At 59.2% G+C, this 16,434-nt stretch carries 15 protein-coding genes; 5 read left to right on the top strand and 10 right to left on the bottom strand.

Annotated elements, in window-relative coordinates; all coding sequences use genetic code 11:
- Window positions 1-96: 96 nt before the first annotated feature.
- Entirely contained in the window at window positions 97-564 is a 468-nt protein-coding gene (locus tag AC3WMV_RS10320; RefSeq protein WP_103369323.1) for a GNAT family N-acetyltransferase, read from the bottom strand.
- A gap of 370 nt (window positions 565-934) precedes the next feature.
- On the opposite strand from AC3WMV_RS10320, the gene AC3WMV_RS10315 reads away from it, so the two are divergent.
- The 3 genes from AC3WMV_RS10315 to AC3WMV_RS10305 all read left to right on the top strand — a co-directional run bounded on the left by AC3WMV_RS10315 (window position 935) and on the right by AC3WMV_RS10305 (window position 3,088).
- Window positions 935-1,285: a type II toxin-antitoxin system RelE/ParE family toxin gene (locus tag AC3WMV_RS10315; RefSeq protein ID WP_007964869.1), complete on the top strand. Its 351-nt coding sequence runs from the start codon at window positions 935-937 to the stop codon at window positions 1,283-1,285.
- The gene (locus AC3WMV_RS10310; protein WP_007964870.1) at window positions 1,275-1,589 is read left to right on the top strand and encodes a helix-turn-helix domain-containing protein; all 315 of its coding nucleotides are present in this window, start codon (window positions 1,275-1,277) and stop codon (window positions 1,587-1,589) included. Before AC3WMV_RS10315 ends, AC3WMV_RS10310 begins: the two co-directional genes overlap by 11 nt.
- 173 nt (window positions 1,590-1,762) lie before the next feature.
- A complete protein-coding gene (locus AC3WMV_RS10305; RefSeq protein WP_103369324.1) occupies window positions 1,763-3,088 on the top strand; it encodes an OprD family porin in 1,326 nt (441 codons plus the stop codon).
- Between the two features lie 159 nt (window positions 3,089-3,247).
- Here AC3WMV_RS10305 and AC3WMV_RS10300 read toward each other — a convergent pair whose 3' ends face one another.
- The 8 genes from AC3WMV_RS10300 to AC3WMV_RS10265 form a co-directional block, all read right to left on the bottom strand.
- On the bottom strand, window positions 3,248-3,769 hold the full coding sequence (locus AC3WMV_RS10300; protein WP_052510612.1) for a GNAT family N-acetyltransferase: 522 nt from the start codon (window positions 3,767-3,769) through the stop codon (window positions 3,248-3,250).
- Entirely contained in the window at window positions 3,727-4,017 is a 291-nt protein-coding gene (locus AC3WMV_RS10295; protein WP_041073246.1) for a type II toxin-antitoxin system TacA family antitoxin, read from the bottom strand. The genes AC3WMV_RS10300 and AC3WMV_RS10295 overlap by 43 nt, the downstream gene beginning before the upstream one ends.
- Before the next feature lie 289 nt (window positions 4,018-4,306).
- Window positions 4,307-4,687, bottom strand: a complete 381-nt coding sequence (locus AC3WMV_RS10290; protein ID WP_103369325.1) for a DUF6124 family protein — start codon at window positions 4,685-4,687, stop codon at window positions 4,307-4,309.
- 460 nt (window positions 4,688-5,147) lie between these two features.
- Complete coding sequence (locus tag AC3WMV_RS10285; protein ID WP_103369326.1) at window positions 5,148-5,480, bottom strand: DUF2790 domain-containing protein; 333 nt, start codon at window positions 5,478-5,480, stop codon at window positions 5,148-5,150.
- 66 nt (window positions 5,481-5,546) lie between these two features.
- The gene (locus AC3WMV_RS10280; protein WP_103369327.1) at window positions 5,547-5,747 is read right to left on the bottom strand and encodes a co-regulatory protein PtrA N-terminal domain-containing protein; all 201 of its coding nucleotides are present in this window, start codon (window positions 5,745-5,747) and stop codon (window positions 5,547-5,549) included.
- Between the two features lie 212 nt (window positions 5,748-5,959).
- On the bottom strand, window positions 5,960-9,109 hold the full coding sequence (locus AC3WMV_RS10275) for a CusA/CzcA family heavy metal efflux RND transporter (RefSeq protein WP_103369328.1): 3,150 nt from the start codon (window positions 9,107-9,109) through the stop codon (window positions 5,960-5,962).
- A 15-nt stretch (window positions 9,110-9,124) separates the two neighbouring features.
- Complete coding sequence (locus AC3WMV_RS10270) at window positions 9,125-10,318, bottom strand: efflux RND transporter periplasmic adaptor subunit (RefSeq protein ID WP_103369329.1); 1,194 nt, start codon at window positions 10,316-10,318, stop codon at window positions 9,125-9,127.
- Between the two features lie 48 nt (window positions 10,319-10,366).
- Window positions 10,367-11,614 (bottom strand): TolC family protein, encoded by a 1,248-nt coding sequence (locus tag AC3WMV_RS10265; protein ID WP_103369330.1) that lies wholly within the window; start codon window positions 11,612-11,614, stop codon window positions 10,367-10,369.
- A 538-nt stretch (window positions 11,615-12,152) separates the two neighbouring features.
- Between AC3WMV_RS10265 and AC3WMV_RS10260 the strand changes: the two genes are divergently transcribed.
- Window positions 12,153-12,827 carry a heavy metal response regulator transcription factor gene (locus tag AC3WMV_RS10260; RefSeq protein ID WP_103369489.1) on the top strand — a complete coding sequence of 225 codons (675 nt, stop codon included), beginning with the start codon at window positions 12,153-12,155 and terminating at the stop codon, window positions 12,825-12,827.
- Window positions 12,824-14,257, top strand: coding sequence for a heavy metal sensor histidine kinase (locus tag AC3WMV_RS10255; protein ID WP_103369487.1), 1,434 nt, complete (start codon window positions 12,824-12,826; stop codon window positions 14,255-14,257). Before AC3WMV_RS10260 ends, AC3WMV_RS10255 begins: the two co-directional genes overlap by 4 nt.
- A 391-nt stretch (window positions 14,258-14,648) precedes the next feature.
- Here AC3WMV_RS10255 and AC3WMV_RS10250 read toward each other — a convergent pair whose 3' ends face one another.
- Complete coding sequence (locus AC3WMV_RS10250) at window positions 14,649-16,391, bottom strand: ABC transporter substrate-binding protein (RefSeq protein WP_103369486.1); 1,743 nt, start codon at window positions 16,389-16,391, stop codon at window positions 14,649-14,651.
- Window positions 16,392-16,434: the final 43 nt, after the last annotated feature.

Raw genomic sequence — 16,434 nt, 5'->3', positions numbered from 1 at the left:
TGTTTTTGCGGGATTTAACGTCAAAAGATCGCAGCCTTCGGCAGCTCCTACACAACTCCCCTGTAGGAGCTGCCGCAGGCTGCGATCTTTTGATCTTCATCCCAATGTCTTCACCATTGGCACGCAGGCCAGTTGCAGGCCAGAAGGCGATTGATAAACCGCACTTTCCTCCCCGATGTAACCGCAGCGCCGGTAAAAGTTGACCGCATTCAACGTCGCGTCCAGACACACCTCGGTCAGCCCGAGATCCCGCGCGAAATCTTCGAGAAAGTACAGAACACGCTTGCCCAGCCCGCGCTGCATGAAATCCGGGCGAATGAAGATCGCGCCGATTTCACGGTAATCCAGATCGAGCATGCCGGTCGCTACGGCTTCACCCTCAATGCAGCCCAGATAGAAGTGTCTCTCCATCAGCGCGTCGTAGCCGTCTTCGGCCGCTCCTTTGGTCCAATCGAGCATTTGCTGCTCGCTATAGGCACCAATGCACTGATGCCGAATCGCTAGTCGCCGGATATCGAAGGCAATCTGGGCATCGTCCGGGGTAGCTCTTCTGATGTCGAACATTTCTCTCTCCTTGAGCCATGTGCGGACGGGGCATGAAAAAGCCCCGTCCATTGCTGGCGGGGCTTTGGGTAACACGTCAAATGACAAACACGTATGACCTCATGGCCCGCCGGAAGCGGTCATGGAGGAGCACATCATGTTCATTCGAAGTTGGACAGTCATGGGGCGATAGTGCTGCGGATTGTTCCGACACGTCAATTGCCAAGCCTCCTCGCTACTCAATCGAACGTTCTCACCACACTCGTCGATTCGTCCTACAGGTGTTTTTACGACCGGCGTCTACCGTTGAAAAAGGGACGAAAAGCAAGGCCAGGAGGCCTTGACCGATTCGATTATCGAGACAACACTATACGTAGGTAACGTACAGAACATGGATGCTCTATTTATCGAATTACCTGTATTTCAGAAGCACCGAGACGACTATCTGGATGACGATCTGTTTCGCAGCTTTCAATTGGAGTTGCTGAAAAATCCGGAAGCGGGCGATCTCATCGAGGACACAGGCGGGCTTCGTAAAATTCGCTTTAGCGACCAACGAAGAGGGAAAGGCAAGCGCAGCGGATTACGAGTGATTTATTACTGGTGGTCAGGCTTCGATCAGTTCTGGCTCTTTACCGTCTACAACAAAAACGAGCAGGACGATTTGACGCCTGCCCAGAAAAAACTTTTCAGAAAAACACTGGATAGAGAACTCAACGCGAGAAGCCACTATGAAACGTGACATTTTTTCCGAACTGATGGATGGACTGGAAGCACTGGCCGATGAACGCCAAGGCAAAATCACCTTGCGTACCCACAAGGTTCAGCTGCCAAAACTGATGCCGATCACTGCTGAGGAAGTGGTAGCCATCCGTCAGCAACTTAATCTCTCTCGGTCAGTATTCGCGATGTATCTACGCACCAACACGCGAACGCTCGAAAACTGGGAGCAAGGACGAGCAACGCCCAATGCTCAGGCCACAACCCTGATCCGTCTGGTCGAGCGTTTTCCACAGACAATCGAACAACTCGCAGCCCTGACCTGATAGAGGGTTTTCATTCCAGCCACATGACGAAATTGTAATTCCCCCATCACCTTGGCGTTATCCGCAGCTTGCAACGATGTGACCCGGCGACCACTGCCGGCGGGCCTTTGCCCGTCGAACAATAAAACTACGCCGACGCACGTTCCCGTTCTGCCGAACCCAAGGAGTGTTTGATGGTTAACAATACAAAAATGTCGATGGCCGCTTTAGCGGTGGTGGTCGGCGCCGGGCCGTCCATGGTGTTTGCAGAAGACAAGCCTGAAGGCTTTGTCGAGGGCAGCAGCCTGACGGTGCTCAACCGCAACTTCTACTTCAATCGTGATCATCGCAACGGCCAGTCCAGCCCGACCGGCAACGGTTATTCCGAAGCCTGGTCGCATGCCGTGATCAGCAAGTTCGAATCCGGTTTCACCCAAGGCACCGTCGGGGTTGGAGTCGATGCGTTTGCGATGATCGGTCTGAAGCTCGATACCGGTGACGGGCGCAACGGCGGGCGCAGTTCGTTCGATGTGTTGCCGGTCAACAGCGACGGCGAAGCACGGGACGAATACAGCAAAGTCGGTGGCGCTGCGAAAATTCGGGCGTTCGATACGGTGGTCAAGGTTGGCGATGTGTTCCCGGCCAATCCGGTGGTCGCGGCGGGTGACTCGCGCTTGCTGCCGGAAAGCTTTCGCGGGGTGACGGCGAGCAACACCAGCATTGAAGGTCTGTCGGTGCAGGGCGGTCGGTTGCACGCGATGAGCCAACCGGTGTCGAGCGACATGCGCGAGAACTTCGCGACCTTCTACGCAGGCCCAGTCAATTCGCCGTGGATCGCTTACGGCGGCGGCGACTATGTGCTGAACAAGAACCTCAGTTTCAGCCTGTATTCCAGTCGCCTCAAGGACGCCTGGAACCAGTATTACGCCGGCACCGCATGGACCTACCCACTGGCGGACGAGTTGTCGTTGTTCGGTGGTCTGAGCTATTACAAGGCAGTCGATGAAGGCAAACAACTGCTCGGCGAATTCGACAACAACATCTGGAGCGGCCGCGTCGGCGTGAAACTCGGCGCGCACTCCGTCGCCCTCTCCCACCAGCGCAACAACGGCAACGACGACTTCGATTACCTGCGCCAGTCGGACTCGATCTTCCTCGACAACTCGATCCAGTACAGCGACTTCAACTCGCCGAAAGAACGTTCGTGGATGGTGCGTTATGACCTCGACATGAGCACTTACGGCGTACCCGGTCTGTCGTTCATGACCCGTTACGCACGTGGCACCGACGCCGACTATTCCAACGCCAACGCCGTGTACATGCGCCGCGATGCCGAGGGCAATCCGCTGACCGATCAGAAACGTTGGGAGCGTGATATCGAAGTCAAATACGTGGTGCAAAGCGGCTCGATGAAAGACCTGTCACTGCGCTTGCGCCAAGCCACTACCCGCGCCACGGCGTTCGAGTCGGATCTGGATGAAGTGCGGGTGATCGTCGAGTATCCGTTGGCGATTCTCTGAGTTTCCCCGAGCAATACCATTCACCTTTAGAAGCTCCTTGCTCCTTTGGTCAGAGGTGAATTTTTTGGCGCCCTTCGGGGCGCCTTTTTTGCTCTGCGGTCGCGACATAATCAACCCGCTATCGAGACAACCTGGCGGATAGCTGATTAATCCAAGCTTTTAGCGTAAAGGCAGCATCAGTGTTATAGGGGAAATGTCGGGGCACGGAATGAATCCCGCGTACTTGATATAAAAGCTCGACAGCCGATCATTCAAGGGATGAACAATTATCGCGCTGGATCCGATCGACTGAGACGCGTTGAGAGCTCTTTCAATCGCATCTTGCAGTAAATCGATGGCGAAGCCCTGGCCCTGAGCTTCCCGTGTTACGCCCATACGTCCCAATAGAGTTACCGGATGGACACTGGGCGAGTTGCGTTGACGGCTTTTCGGCATGACGCTGGCGCGGGCGACTGATCCGCTGGATAGCGTGTAGTAGGCCATCACATTCGACGTGCCTTTGAGGCAACTGACGTACACAACAGCCTGCTTGGTGGATTGGGCTTTTCGCGCCTTCCTCTGCAGGTATTGGTCAATGGTCACCTCACCAGAATCGAAGGCATCAAGTTCGTGTTGGTCGTTGAGCTTCTCGGGCGCGGTCAACTCCAACGTTTTGGACGAGCGAGCAGTTGGTGCAGGCATTCGTTACCTCGAGCCGGATTGGCTTCAATAGCCTGTTCGAATGCGTCAAATGCGCTGTCGTCGAGAAGGAACAGTCGTTTATCCAGAATCACCTCTTCAGCTTTTTGGCAGGCAGCTTCCAGGATAAAACTTGTGCGATCACGACCAGACATGGCGGCTGCCAAATCGATCAGATTACGTTTCTTTTCGTCCGCTCTCATGTTGATTGGAACGGGTTTGGATTTTTCAACGCTTTCAGTTGTGGACATTGTTCTGTTTCCCATCTGGGTAGGTGATGTTGGAGCTGGAGCCTCCTTATGGCGTTAGCACATCAGCTTTTGTTTATTTTTCATTTTCTGACTCCTTGAGTGGCCCGGAGAGGTTTAGGCCATGCTCTTAACGTGAGATCTAACGTTTGAGGTGCGAAGCCATGAGAGCGACTTCGGAGTCGATTCTATACCGACCGTGTAGCCAATGCATATACGCGTATAGCTTTCAGATACACGGTCATTTTATTCAGGTCTGGCGAGAAAAGGATCCTCGTCAAAGGACCTTCGCCTACGTCGCGACTTCCACGTTATCCAGCGCTTTGTTCACCGCCAGTTCACCGAGCATGACCACCTGCGCGATGCCGAGCAGCGTCTTGCGATGCGTGCCCTCCAGCAACGCGGCGAAGTCGCCGAGCATCACCGTGGCCGAGGCCAGGGATTCGCAGGCGTTGGCCAGCAGGGATTCGGTGTCGGCGTTGGGGTTGACCAGAAACAGCGCGTTGGCGGTGTATGGCGTGGCCATGATGGGCGCTGCGGGCTTGAGGTAGTAGTCGAGGGCGCGCTCGGCGGCTTCGTGGAGTTTGTGGGTGTCGATGGCGGCGTAGGGGGTTGTTGGATCGGGGTCTGCAGCAGCGTTCGCTTCGGGCGGATTGGGTGTTGGCTTTTTCATAATGTTTTCACTCAGCTTGACGGTGGAGCTGGCCCTTTCGGTTCCACGCGAAGGGGTGGCAGCTGTACGCAGGTTGGAACCCGGGCAACTGAGCAAAACCCGACAGACTCGAAGTCTCCCGCGCACAGCCGCCATAACGGAGTGCACACATGAAAGTGCGCAAGCATACGTCATGAACGGTGCGTTTTGCGTCAGTTAACCGAGGGGTTCCAATCCCGATCGCTGATTTGGCAGCGACCCACACAGGCTAGAGAGCGGACGTCCGAGGGACAACCTGAAAACATTGTGGGAAGGTTCAGCTTTTCCCACACAACTTTTAAACATTCCGAATCTAAATACAGATCGTGATACTGAAAATGTGCCCCGTGTAGGAGCTGCCGAAGGCTGCGATCTTTTGACTTTGAAGACCAAGATCAACAGATCGCAGCCTTCGGCAGCTCCTACAGGGATTAGGTGTTGGTTAGCCACCACTGTTGCGGCACACGCCTGCCACGCTGTACTTGAGCGTATTGAGCTGTCCTTGCGAGTCTTCGTAAGTCATGGCGGTCGGTACCACCGAGCAAGCCGGCTGCGGCTTCACCACGCTGACGATTTTCACCACGTCGAGCTTCATGCCGTATTCGTATTCCTTGACCACCGGCGCCGCTTTGCCCTGCTCGGCGGCGTATTGCTCCATGGCTTTGGCGTTGGCGCTGAACGCACGTTCGAAAGTGCGATCGCCGCCGCCTTCGGCCAGTGCATTTACCGACATCGCCATGATGCCGGCGAGGGTCATCCATTTGATCAACTGCATGTTTACTCCTCCGTAAAAAAACCCGGCATCGGCACACGACAACGGGCTTGTTCCAGTACGCCGGGCTTACAGGTCTTTGGTCTTGTCGTCTTTCTTCTCGTTGACGACGACCGGGTCGCGAGCCTGTTCCTTGGCGACGAACAGCTCCACGGCGCGATCATTGGCGGTCATCATCCGCTCGAAAGTACGGTCACCGCCGCCTTCGGCCATGGCCAGGGACGACAACATCAGGGCGGCTGCGAAGGTGCTCAGTTGGGCGAATTTCATGCTTGATTCCTCGTTTAAGTAGCTGACGGGATCAAGGTAACAAGGCGCACCTTTCGTGACGGTGGCGGGGGAATTACATATCCGTTATCTGCCGGATCAGTGCACGGAACCCATGTGGGAGCGGGCTTGCTCGCGAAAGCGGTGTGTCATCCAACATTGATGTCGACTGACACGGCCTCTTCGCGAGCAAGCCTGCTCCCACAAGGGATCACCTATTCAGACGGTACGGTGTCCTCATCCCGGCGATGGGCGATCTGGTACAGCACGGGCAATATCAGAAGCGTGAGGATCGTCGAGGACAGAATCCCGCCGATCACGACGGTTGCCAGTGGCCGCTGCACTTCGGCACCGGTGCCGGTTGCCAGCGCCATCGGAATAAACCCCAGCGACGCCACCAACGCCGTCATCAACACCGGCCGCAACCGCGTCAACGCGCCGACGTTGATTGCCTCCGTCAGTGAGCGCCCTTCCTCGCGCAAATTGCGAATGAACGCGATCATCACCAAACCGTTGAGCACCGCCACCCCGGACAGCGCGATAAACCCGACGCCAGCGGAAATCGACAACGGAATATCCCGCAACCACAGCGCCATCACCCCGCCAGTCAAGGCAAACGGAATCCCGGTAAACACCAGCAAGCCGTCCTTGAGGTTGTTGAACATCATGAACAGCAACCCGAACACCAGCAGCAACGCCACCGGCACCACAATCTGCAGGCGCTTGGCCGCCGATTGCAGTTGCTCGAACTGCCCGCCCCAACTGGTCCAGTAACCGGCCGGCACCTGCACCTCGCGTTCGATCACCTCACCCGCCTCGCTGACGAACGAGCCGATATCGCGCCCGCGCACGTTGGCGCTGACGATCACCAGGCGCTTGCCGTTTTCGCGGCTGACCTGGTTCGGCCCGAGCACCAGATCGAGGCTGGCGACGTCCTTGAGCGCGATAAAACCGATCTGATTCGCCGCACCGCTCAACGCCGGCACCGGAATCAGCAACGCCGACAAGCCGTCGATGTCCTTGCGCATGGCGTCGGACAAACGCACCACCATGTCGAAACGCCGATCACCCTCATATAAGGTCCCGGCCTGACGCCCGCCCACTGCGACGGCGATGGTGTCCTGCACATCACCGACGTTGAGCCCGTAGCGCGCCGCCTTGTCGCGGTCGATATTGATGGTCAACACCGGCAACCCGGTCGTCTGCTCGACCTTCACTTCAGCGGCACCGTTGACCTTTTGCATCACCGCCGCGATCTTCGCCGCCGTGGCGTTGAGCACGTCCATGTCATCGCCGAACACCTTCACCGCGACGTCGCTGCGCACGCCGGAGATCAGTTCGTTGAAGCGCAACTGGATCGGCTGCGACAGTTCATAGTTGCTGCCCGGCAGCGTCGCGGCAGCGGCTTGCAGCTCGGCCATCAGGGTTTCGCGGGACTTGTTCGGGTCTGGCCATTGCTCCTTGGGTTTGAGCATCACGTAGCTGTCGGAGATGTTCGGCGGCATTGGGTCGGAAGCGATTTCCGCCGTGCCGGTGCGGGCGAACACCCGTTCAACCTCTGGCACTTTGGCCAGGATCAGCGTCTCCAAACGCTGCTGCATATCCACCGATTGCGTCAGGCTGGTGCCCGGTACGCGCAACGCTTGCAGGGCGAAATCGCCTTCACTGAGGCTCGGCACAAACTCGCTGCCCATGCGACTGGTGAGTACGCCGCTGAGCAAGATCACCCCCAACGCCGCGCCCACGGCCACCGCGCGATGCGCCATGACCCAGGCCAGCGCCGGCGCATATACGCGACGTGCGCCGCGCATCACCGCGCCCTCTTCTTCCTTGACCTTGCCAGTCACGAACAGCGCAATCGCCGCTGGAACAAAAGTCACCGACAACAGCATCGCACCGAGCAACGCGATCACCACAGTGAACGCCATCGGGTGGAACATTTTCCCTTCGACGCCGCTCAGGGCGAAGATCGGTAGGTACACGACCATGATGATCAACTGGCCGAAAATCAGCGGTCGCCGCGCCTCTTTCGCCGCGGCGAAGACTTCCTTGAAACGCTCGGCACGGGTCAACAAACGCCCGTGATGTTGCTGCGCATGCGCCAGACGACGCAGGGTGTTTTCGACGATCACCACCGCGCCGTCGACGATGATCCCGAAGTCCAGCGCGCCGAGGCTCATCAGGTTGGCGCTGACCTTGTTACTGAACATGCCAGTGAAGGTGAACAGCATCGACAGCGGAATCACCATCGCCGTGATCAGCGCGGCGCGGATGTTGCCGAGGAACAGGAACAGAATCGCGATCACCAGAATCGCGCCTTCGATCAGGTTCTTTTTCACTGTGGCGATGGCTTTGTCGACCAGGTGCGTGCGGTCGTACACCGGCACGGCGATCACGCCTTGTGGCAAGGACTTATTGATCTGTTCGAGCTTGCTCGCGACGGCCTGCGACACGGTGCGGCTGTTCTCGCCGATCAACATGAACACGGTGCCGAGCACCACTTCCCGACCGTTTTCCGTGGCTGCGCCGCTGCGCAGTTCGCGGCCGATTTCCACTGTAGCGACGTTCTTCACCCGGATCGGCGTGCCGTCGACATTGGCCATGACGATGTTGGCGATGTCCTCGGTGCTCGCCACTTGCCCCGGTGCGCGGATCAGCAACTGCTCGCCGCTGCGCTCGATGTACCCGGCGCCGACGTTGGCGTTGTTGCGCTCCAGCGCGGTGATCAGATCGGTAAGCGTGAGCTTGTACGCGGCGAGGCGTTTCGGGTCCGGCGCGATCTGATATTCCTTGGCAAAGCCACCGATGGTGTTGATCTCGGCGACGCCCGGCACGTTGCGCAATTGCGGCTTGATGATCCAGTCCTGAATCACCCGCAGATCGGTCGGCGTGTAGGTTGTGCCGTCGTCCTTCAACGCGCCCTCCTTCGCCTCGACCGTCCACAAAAAGATTTCACCGAGGCCGGTGGAGATCGGCCCCATCACGGCTTCCGCGCCTTCCGGCAATTGCTCCTTGGCGATCTGCAGACGCTCGTTGACCAGTTGGCGAGCGAAGAACAGGTCGGTGCCGTCCTTGAAGATCACCGTCACTTGCGACAACCCCGAACGCGACAGCGACCGGGTCTGCTCCAGCGCCGGCAAACCGGCCATCGCGGTTTCAATCGGGAAAGTGATGCGCTGCTCGGTTTCCAGCGGCGAGAACCCGGCGGCGCCGGTATTGATCTGTACCTGGACGTTGGTGATGTCGGGCACGGCGTCGATCGGCAGTTTCTGATAACTGGCGATGCCGAGGCCGGCCATGAGCAGAACGGCGAGCAGCACGATGATGCGCTGCTCGATGGCAAACCGGATCAGGCGTTCGAACATGGGAACCTTCCAGAATTAATGACTGTGCTCGGCCGAGGCTTTGCCCAGCTCCGACTTGAGGACGAAGCTGCCGGCGCTGGCGACTTGCACGCCCGGTTCCAGCCCTTGGGTGACTTCCACGTGGCCGGCGGCACGGCTGCCCAGTTCCACCGCCTGCGCCTTGAAGCCGTCGTCGGTACGCACGAACACCGTGGGTTTTTCCTCGACGGTCTGGATCGCGGTTTCCGGTACGGCGACTTTGGCTTGGCGGCTCTCAGTGGCGACCAGTGCGGTGACGAACAGCCCCGGACGCCATGAGCCCTGCGGGTTTTCCAGGGTCACGCGTACGGTCGCAGTGCGGGTCTGTTCGCCGAGCAGGCTGCCGACGTACGCCACGCTGCCGGTCACTTCAGCCCTTAATTCAGGAGCGCTGACGGTCACCGGTTTGCCCACCTGCACCTTGGCCAGATCCTTGGGCGAAACGCCGAAGGTCACCCACACCCGGGACAAATCCGAAAGGGTGAACGCGGCGGTGGTTTCATCGACCACCTCGCCCGGCGTCAGGTGTTTTTCCACCACCACGCCGTCGAACGGCGCACGCAGTTCGTAGCGATTGCCGCCGGTGGCGACCACGCTGCCACTGAGCACGCTGATTTTTTGCCGGGCGTTGTTCATGGCGATTTCCGCCTCTTCCAACGCTTGCTTTGCCTGGAGGAAATCCTGCTCGGCGGAGATCTTGTCCTGCCAGAGCTTTTTCTCGCGCTCGTAGGTAGTGCGCGCCAACGCCAAGCGACGTTGCGCGGCGGCCTGTTCGCTGCGCTGATCGGATATCTGCTGACTGGCGATCACTGCCAGCAACTGACCCCTCTTCACCGGTTGTCCGAGGTTGACCGCGACCGACTCGACCACCCCCGGCACGCGCGGCACGACGTGCGCCGTGCGGTCCTCATCGAAACGCACTTCGCCGGGGAACGACAGGCCGAGACTGATGCTCTGCGCTCGTGCCTCGGCCAGTTGAATGCCTGCGGCGACGATCTGCTCGGCGCTCAATTCGATGTGGCCTTCTTCGGCATGTTCGCCTTCGGCGGCAGCGCCCTCCTCGGCATGATCAGCGTGTTCGGAGGCCTCATCGGCATGCGCGTCGATATTTGAATTGGCCGGCCACATCGAACCGATGCCAATGCCGAGCGCCAAGGTCGCCACCGCGACCACCATCAGTTTTTTATCCATGGAAACTCCTCTGCGCCGTGCCATCGCGCAGTTATCTGAAAGTGAAATTCAAGGGCTGACGCTGAGGTCGCCGAAGATCCGTTCGAGGCGCACGCGGGCGTCGGTCGCCTCGCTGACGGCCTGGATGTATTGGCTGCGCGCGGCAATCAGGGTGCGCTGGGCGTCGAGTACGTCGAGGAAAGCGAACTTGCCCATTTCGAAACCACGGGTGGCGCTGTCCACTGCGCTTTGTGCGGCAGGCAGGATGGTCTGGTTGAACGCGTTGATTTCGCCGTTGGCGGTCTGCCATTGCTCAAGGCTGGTCTGGACTTCGGTGCGCAAACGCAGCTCGGTGGCGTTGCGCAGATCCCGCGCCTGATCGCTGCGCCGTGCGGCGGCGAGCACATTGCCCTGATTGCGGTTGAACAGCGGAATCGGCATCGACAGCCCGACCACGTTGACCCGCTCGCGCTCGGTTTCGCTGTACTGGCTGCCGATGCTCACGGTCAGGTCGGGAATGCGCTGCGACTTTTCCAGGCCCAACGAGGCTTCGCGCTGATCGATCTGCAGTTTCGCCAGACGCAGCTCGGCGGTCTGGTTCAGACGCTCGAGCAAACGGCCGGGCGGCGGCAGCGTGGCGAGGTTTTGCGTCGCGGCTTGCACATTGGTCGAGGTCGGCAACGGTGCGCCCATGACCTGCGCCAACTGTTGATACGCGTTGGCCTGATCGCGCTCGGCGCGGCTCAATTCCAGGCGCACTTCCGAGAGCTGCACCTGTGCTCGCGTACCTTCGACCGGCGACGATTTACCGGCCTCGATCCGCCCCTGAGCAACGCGCACACCGTGCTCGGCCAGTTGCAGCGACTGGCGCGCCAGCTGCAAGCGTTGCTGCGCGGTTTGCGCGCTGTTGAACGCCTGGAACACATCGGCGCGCAAGGCATTGCGCTTGCGCTCCAGCTCGATGCCGGCGGCGTCCTGCGCGCGGCTGGCGACATCGATGCGCGCGCCGCGTTTGCCGCCCAGTTCAATCGGCTGACTGAGCATCACCGTGGTGGTGCGCGAGTTGCGCCGGGTGTCTTCGGCCTCCCACGACACCTCGGGATTGGGGATCAGCCCGGCCTGCTGGCGATCGCCCTCGGCAATACCGATTTCCCATTGCGCGGCAGCGAGATCGGGGTTGCCGGCGAAGGCACTTTGCAGCGCCTGATCCAGTGTCAGGGTCGATGCGCTGGCCAAGCTGCTGCCAACCAGCAACAAGAGGCCGCTGGCAGCTTTTTTCAGGCGTGATCGCGCCGTCAGTTCAATTAGACCGGGCAATGGAGGACTTCCTTTAATTCAGGATTTTTCGATGCCGCCACGTTAGAGTTTTGAACTTATCGACAAGGTGACTGGAACATTACAAATCCGTTATCCACGGTTCAGCAAAGTTGTTTTGTTCTAGGATGCGAAGTGCAATCGGCTTTGCCGCAATACATGGAAACAAATACTCGGTAGTTATCTGCTGAACAGCACTTGTCGGAATCAAACTTACGAGAGTCACGTGGTCCGCGCTGCGGCGGACTGTCGCACAGCCCCGGTTTAAAGCATTGGGTTGTTGACCCTGTAGCCGCTACAACCTTTATCGTTGCGGACATCCCCTCACCCCAGCCCTCTCCCGGGGGGAGAGGGGGCCGACCGAAGTGTCTCGCGTTTTTTATCGACCTGTTACATCAAGTCGATTATGGATTCAGTAAAGTTTTTTCACGTTGGCGTAGTTCTGAAATATCCCGCATTCAGTCCCCTCTCCCTCGGGGAGAGGGTTAGGGTGAGGGGTTGCCTTAATTAAATATCCCTTAAATAAAAGTGGTGATAGATCATGCGAATCCTTGTCGTCGAGGACGAGCTTAAAGCTGCCGAATACTTGCATCAGGGTTTGACCGAAAGTGGTTATATCGTTGATCACGCCGCCACCGGTGCCGATGGATTGCATCTGGCGCAACAGCAGGCGTATGACCTGATCATTCTCGACGTGAACTTGCCGGAACTGGACGGCTGGGGCGTGCTGGAGCAACTGCGCCGCACCCACTCGACGCGGGTGATGATGCTCACCGCGCGCGGGCGGCTGGCGGACAAGATTCGCGGCCTCGATCTGGGCGCCGACGACTATCTGGTCAAGCCGTTCGAGTTTCCCGAATTGCTGGCGCGGGTGCGTACCCTGATGCGCCGCAGCGAAAACATCCCGCTGCCGCAGGTGTTGAAAGTCGCCGATCTGGAGCTTGATCCGGGCCGGCATCGGGCGTTTCGTGGCGCGCAGCGCATCGACCTGACCACCAAGGAATTTGCCCTGCTGCACTTGCTGATGCGCCAGTCCGGCGAGGTGCTGACCCGTACGCAGATCATCTCGCTGGTGTGGGACATGAATTTCGACTGCGACACCAACGTGGTCGAAGTCTCGATCCGCCGCTTGCGGGCGAAAATCGACGACCCGTTCGACAACAAACTGATCCACACCCTGCGCGGTGTCGGCTACGTGCTGGAGGCGCGGGAATGAAGCCGGCCAGCCTGTCGATGCGCCTCGGTCTGACGGTGAGTATTCTCGGCGCGCTGCTGGTGGTGTTTCTGGCGATCCTCGCCTATTTCGCCCTGACCCATGAGCTGAATGCACTGTCCCGCGACAGCCTGCAAAAGAAGATGGCGCAGGTCGAGCACAGCCTGTCGCTGTACGTCGACACCAACGAAGTCAGTGGCAAGCCGCACATTCTGCTCGATCAGGTCATGGGCCATGACAACCTGACGCTGACGATTTACGAGCGCTCGAATCTGCGTTCGCCGCTGCTCAAATCCGGCACGGGTCTGACCGATCCACGGGTGGAACTCAGAGCTGTTCGCGGGACCACCGATCAACTGACCTACAGCGACAGCAGCGATGCCGAAGGCGCGAAGTTCCTCACCGCGTCGAAGCTGATTCGCCTCAAGGACGGCAGCAGCGTGCCGGTGCTGTTGTCGATGGACAACGCGCACGATCAGGCGCTGCTCAGCGCCTATCTGCGCTCGACGCTGATTGCCTTGCCGCTGTTGCTGGTGTTCATCGGCCTGACGGCGTGGGGCGCGGTGCAGCGTGGATTGGCGCCGCTGCGCGAGTTTCGCAAAGTGGCGGCGAGGGTCTCGACGCAGGATCTGGAGCATCGGCTGTCGGTGGTGAACATGCCGCAGGAGTTGAGCGAACTGGCGCAGGGCATCAACTTCATGCTGCATCGCCTCGATGCCGGGGTGCAGCAGTTGTCACAGTTCTCCGATGACCTGGCGCACGAGCTGCGCACACCGATCAACAACCTGATGGGCAAGGCCCAGGTGACGCTGTCTCGCGAGCGCACGAGTGAGGAATACCAGGACGTGCTGGTGTCGTGTACCGAGGAGCTGGAACGCGTGGCGCGGATTGTCTCGGACATGCTGTTTCTGGCGCAGGTCAGTCACCCGTCGGCGCTGGCGCCGTTTGAAGCGGTGGCGCTGGAGGCGGAAGCGGCGAAGGTCGCGGAGATGTTTTCGCTGGCGGCGCAGGACAAGCAGATTCATTTGAACGTTGTTGGCAGCGCATCAGTGTTGGGCGATCGGCTGATGATCCAGCGGGCGATTTCCAATCTGCTGTCGAATGCGCTGCGTCATTGCCCGAACGGCAAAACCATCACCTTGCTGATCGAGCAAGGCGCGACGCAGGCTTCACTGCTGGTCAGCAATCCCGGCACCGGCATCGAGGCGCAACACCTGCCGCACCTGTTCGACCGCTTCTACCGCGTCGACAGCGCCCGCTCGCGCTCACAGGGCAGCACCGGGCTGGGACTGGCAATCGTGCGCTCGATCATGAGCCTGCATCAGGGGGTGGCGGAGGTGAAAAGCTTGCCCGGCGTCATGACCGTATTCCGCCTCGGTTTTCCCGCTGTAACCCCCATGGCCCCATCGCTGGCAAGCCAGCTCCCACAGTGAGTCGCGGTGAACCCGGACTTTGATGGCGTCACAAAATCTGTGGGAGCTGGCTTGCCAGCGATGGCGGCGGGTCAGTCACATCTTTGTTGTCTGACACTCCGCTATCGCGAACAGGCTCGCTCCTACAGTGAATCGCGGTGAACCCGGACTTTGCAGGCGTCACAAAACCTGTGGGAGCTTGCCTGCAGCGATGGCGGCAGGTCAGTCACATCCTTGTTGTTTGACACACCGCTATCGCTGGCAAGCCAGCTCCCACAAGAGTTTGTGGTGTGCACGGATTGTGTGAGCAACACAGAACCCTGTGGGAGCTTGCCTGCAAGCGATTACGGTAGATCAGGCAACAAAAAAAAACGGCACCTTACGGTGCCGTTCGCTTTTCACATTTCAGCTATTACTTACGCGCATCCGCCCACGATTTCAGCAGTTCGTTGTAGCTCACGGTCTCGCCCTTCGGCTTCTCGTTGGCCAGTTTCGGTTTCGGTGCGCCTGGCTGGTCGAACCAGTACTGTGCGTCGCGCTCCGGGTTCATTTTCGGGGCGCATACTGCTTGCGCCTTGGAGCGTTCGAGGCGCGACATGATCGCGTCCTGATCCTTGGCCAGGCCGTCCAGCGCCTGTTGCGGAGTCTTCTCGCCGCTGGCCGCTTCGGCGATGTGGCTCCACCACAATTGCGCCAGGCGCGGATAGTCCGGCACGTTGGTTCCGGTCGGGGTCCATTGCACGCGGGCCGGACTGCGGTAGAACTCGACCAGGCCACCGAGTTTCGGCGCCAGATCGGTTATCGCCTGCGAGTTGATGTCCGACTCGCGGATCGGCGTCAGGCCGACGATGGTTTTCTTCAGCGACACGGTTTTCGAGGTGACGAACTGCGCGTACAGCCACGCCGCGAGCTTCTGTTTCTCAGGCGTGGATTTCATGAATGTCCACGAACCCACGTCCTGATAGCCGAGCTTCATGCCCTCTTCCCAATACGGCCCGCGCGGCGACGGCGCCATGCGCCATTTCGGCGTGCCGTCGGCGTTGACCACCGGCAGGCCCGGTTTGGTCATGTCGGCGGTGAACGCGGTGTACCAGAAGATCTGCTGGGCGATGTTGCCTTGGGACGGCACCGGGCCGGACTCGGAGAAGGTCATGCCCGCCGCTTCCGGTGGCGCGTAGGCCTTGAGCCAGTCGACGTATTTCTGCGTGGCGAACACCGCCGCCGGGCCGTTGGTGTCGCCGCCGCGGGTCACGCTGGAGCCGACCGGGTGGCAGTCCTCGACGCGAATCCCCCACTCGTCCACCGGCAAACCGTTGGGCAGGCCCTTGTCGCCGCCCCCGGCCATGGAGAACCAGGCATCGGTGAAGCGCCAGCCCAGCGACGGGTCTTTCTTGCCGTAGTCCATGTGGCCGTAGACGCGTTTACCGTCGATTTCCTTGACGTCTTCGCTGAAGAATTTGGCGATATCTTCATAGGCCGACCAGTTCACCGGCACGCCCAATTCGTAGCCGTACTTTTCCTTGAACTTGGCTTTCAGATCGGCGCGTTCGAACCAGTCGGCGCGGAACCAGTACAAGTTGGCGAACTGCTGATCGGGCAACTGATAAATCTTGCCGTCCGGTGCGGTAGTGAACGAGATGCCGATGAAGTCCTTGATGTCGAGGGTCGGCGAGGTGAAGTTCTTGCCTTCGTTGGCCATCAGGTCGGTGATCGATTCGGTTTTGCCGTAGCGAAAGTGCGTACCGATCAGGTCCGAGTCGTTGACCCAGCCGTCGTAAATGTTCTTGTCCGACTGCATCACCGTCTGCATTTTTTCCACCACGTCGCCTTCTTGCAGCAGGTCGTGGGTGAGCTTGATCCCGGTGATTTCGCTGAAGGCCTTGGCCAGCACCTTGGACTCGTATTCGTGGGTGGTCAGGGTCTCGGAAACCACTTTGATTTCCATGCCGCGAAACGGCTCGGCGGCCTTGATGAACCACTTCAGTTCTTCTAGTTGCTGATCGGCCGTCAGGGTCGACGGCTTGAACTCGCTGCCGATCCATTTTTTCGCAGCGTCTTCGTAGGCATCGGCCCAGGCAGATGCGCTCAAACCGCTGAGTGCCAGCATGGCTGCCAATGAAATGCTATGTCGCAGCTTATTGTTTTTGTCGAACATAGAGACCTCCAGTTTGAGTTACGGAGCACGATTGCCGAGCGAC

It is taken from the genome of Pseudomonas sp. FW305-3-2-15-E-TSA4 (genome assembly GCF_058787295.1).
Note: the sequence above shows the minus strand (reverse complement) of the source record. Positions and strands in the feature narration are given on the sequence as shown.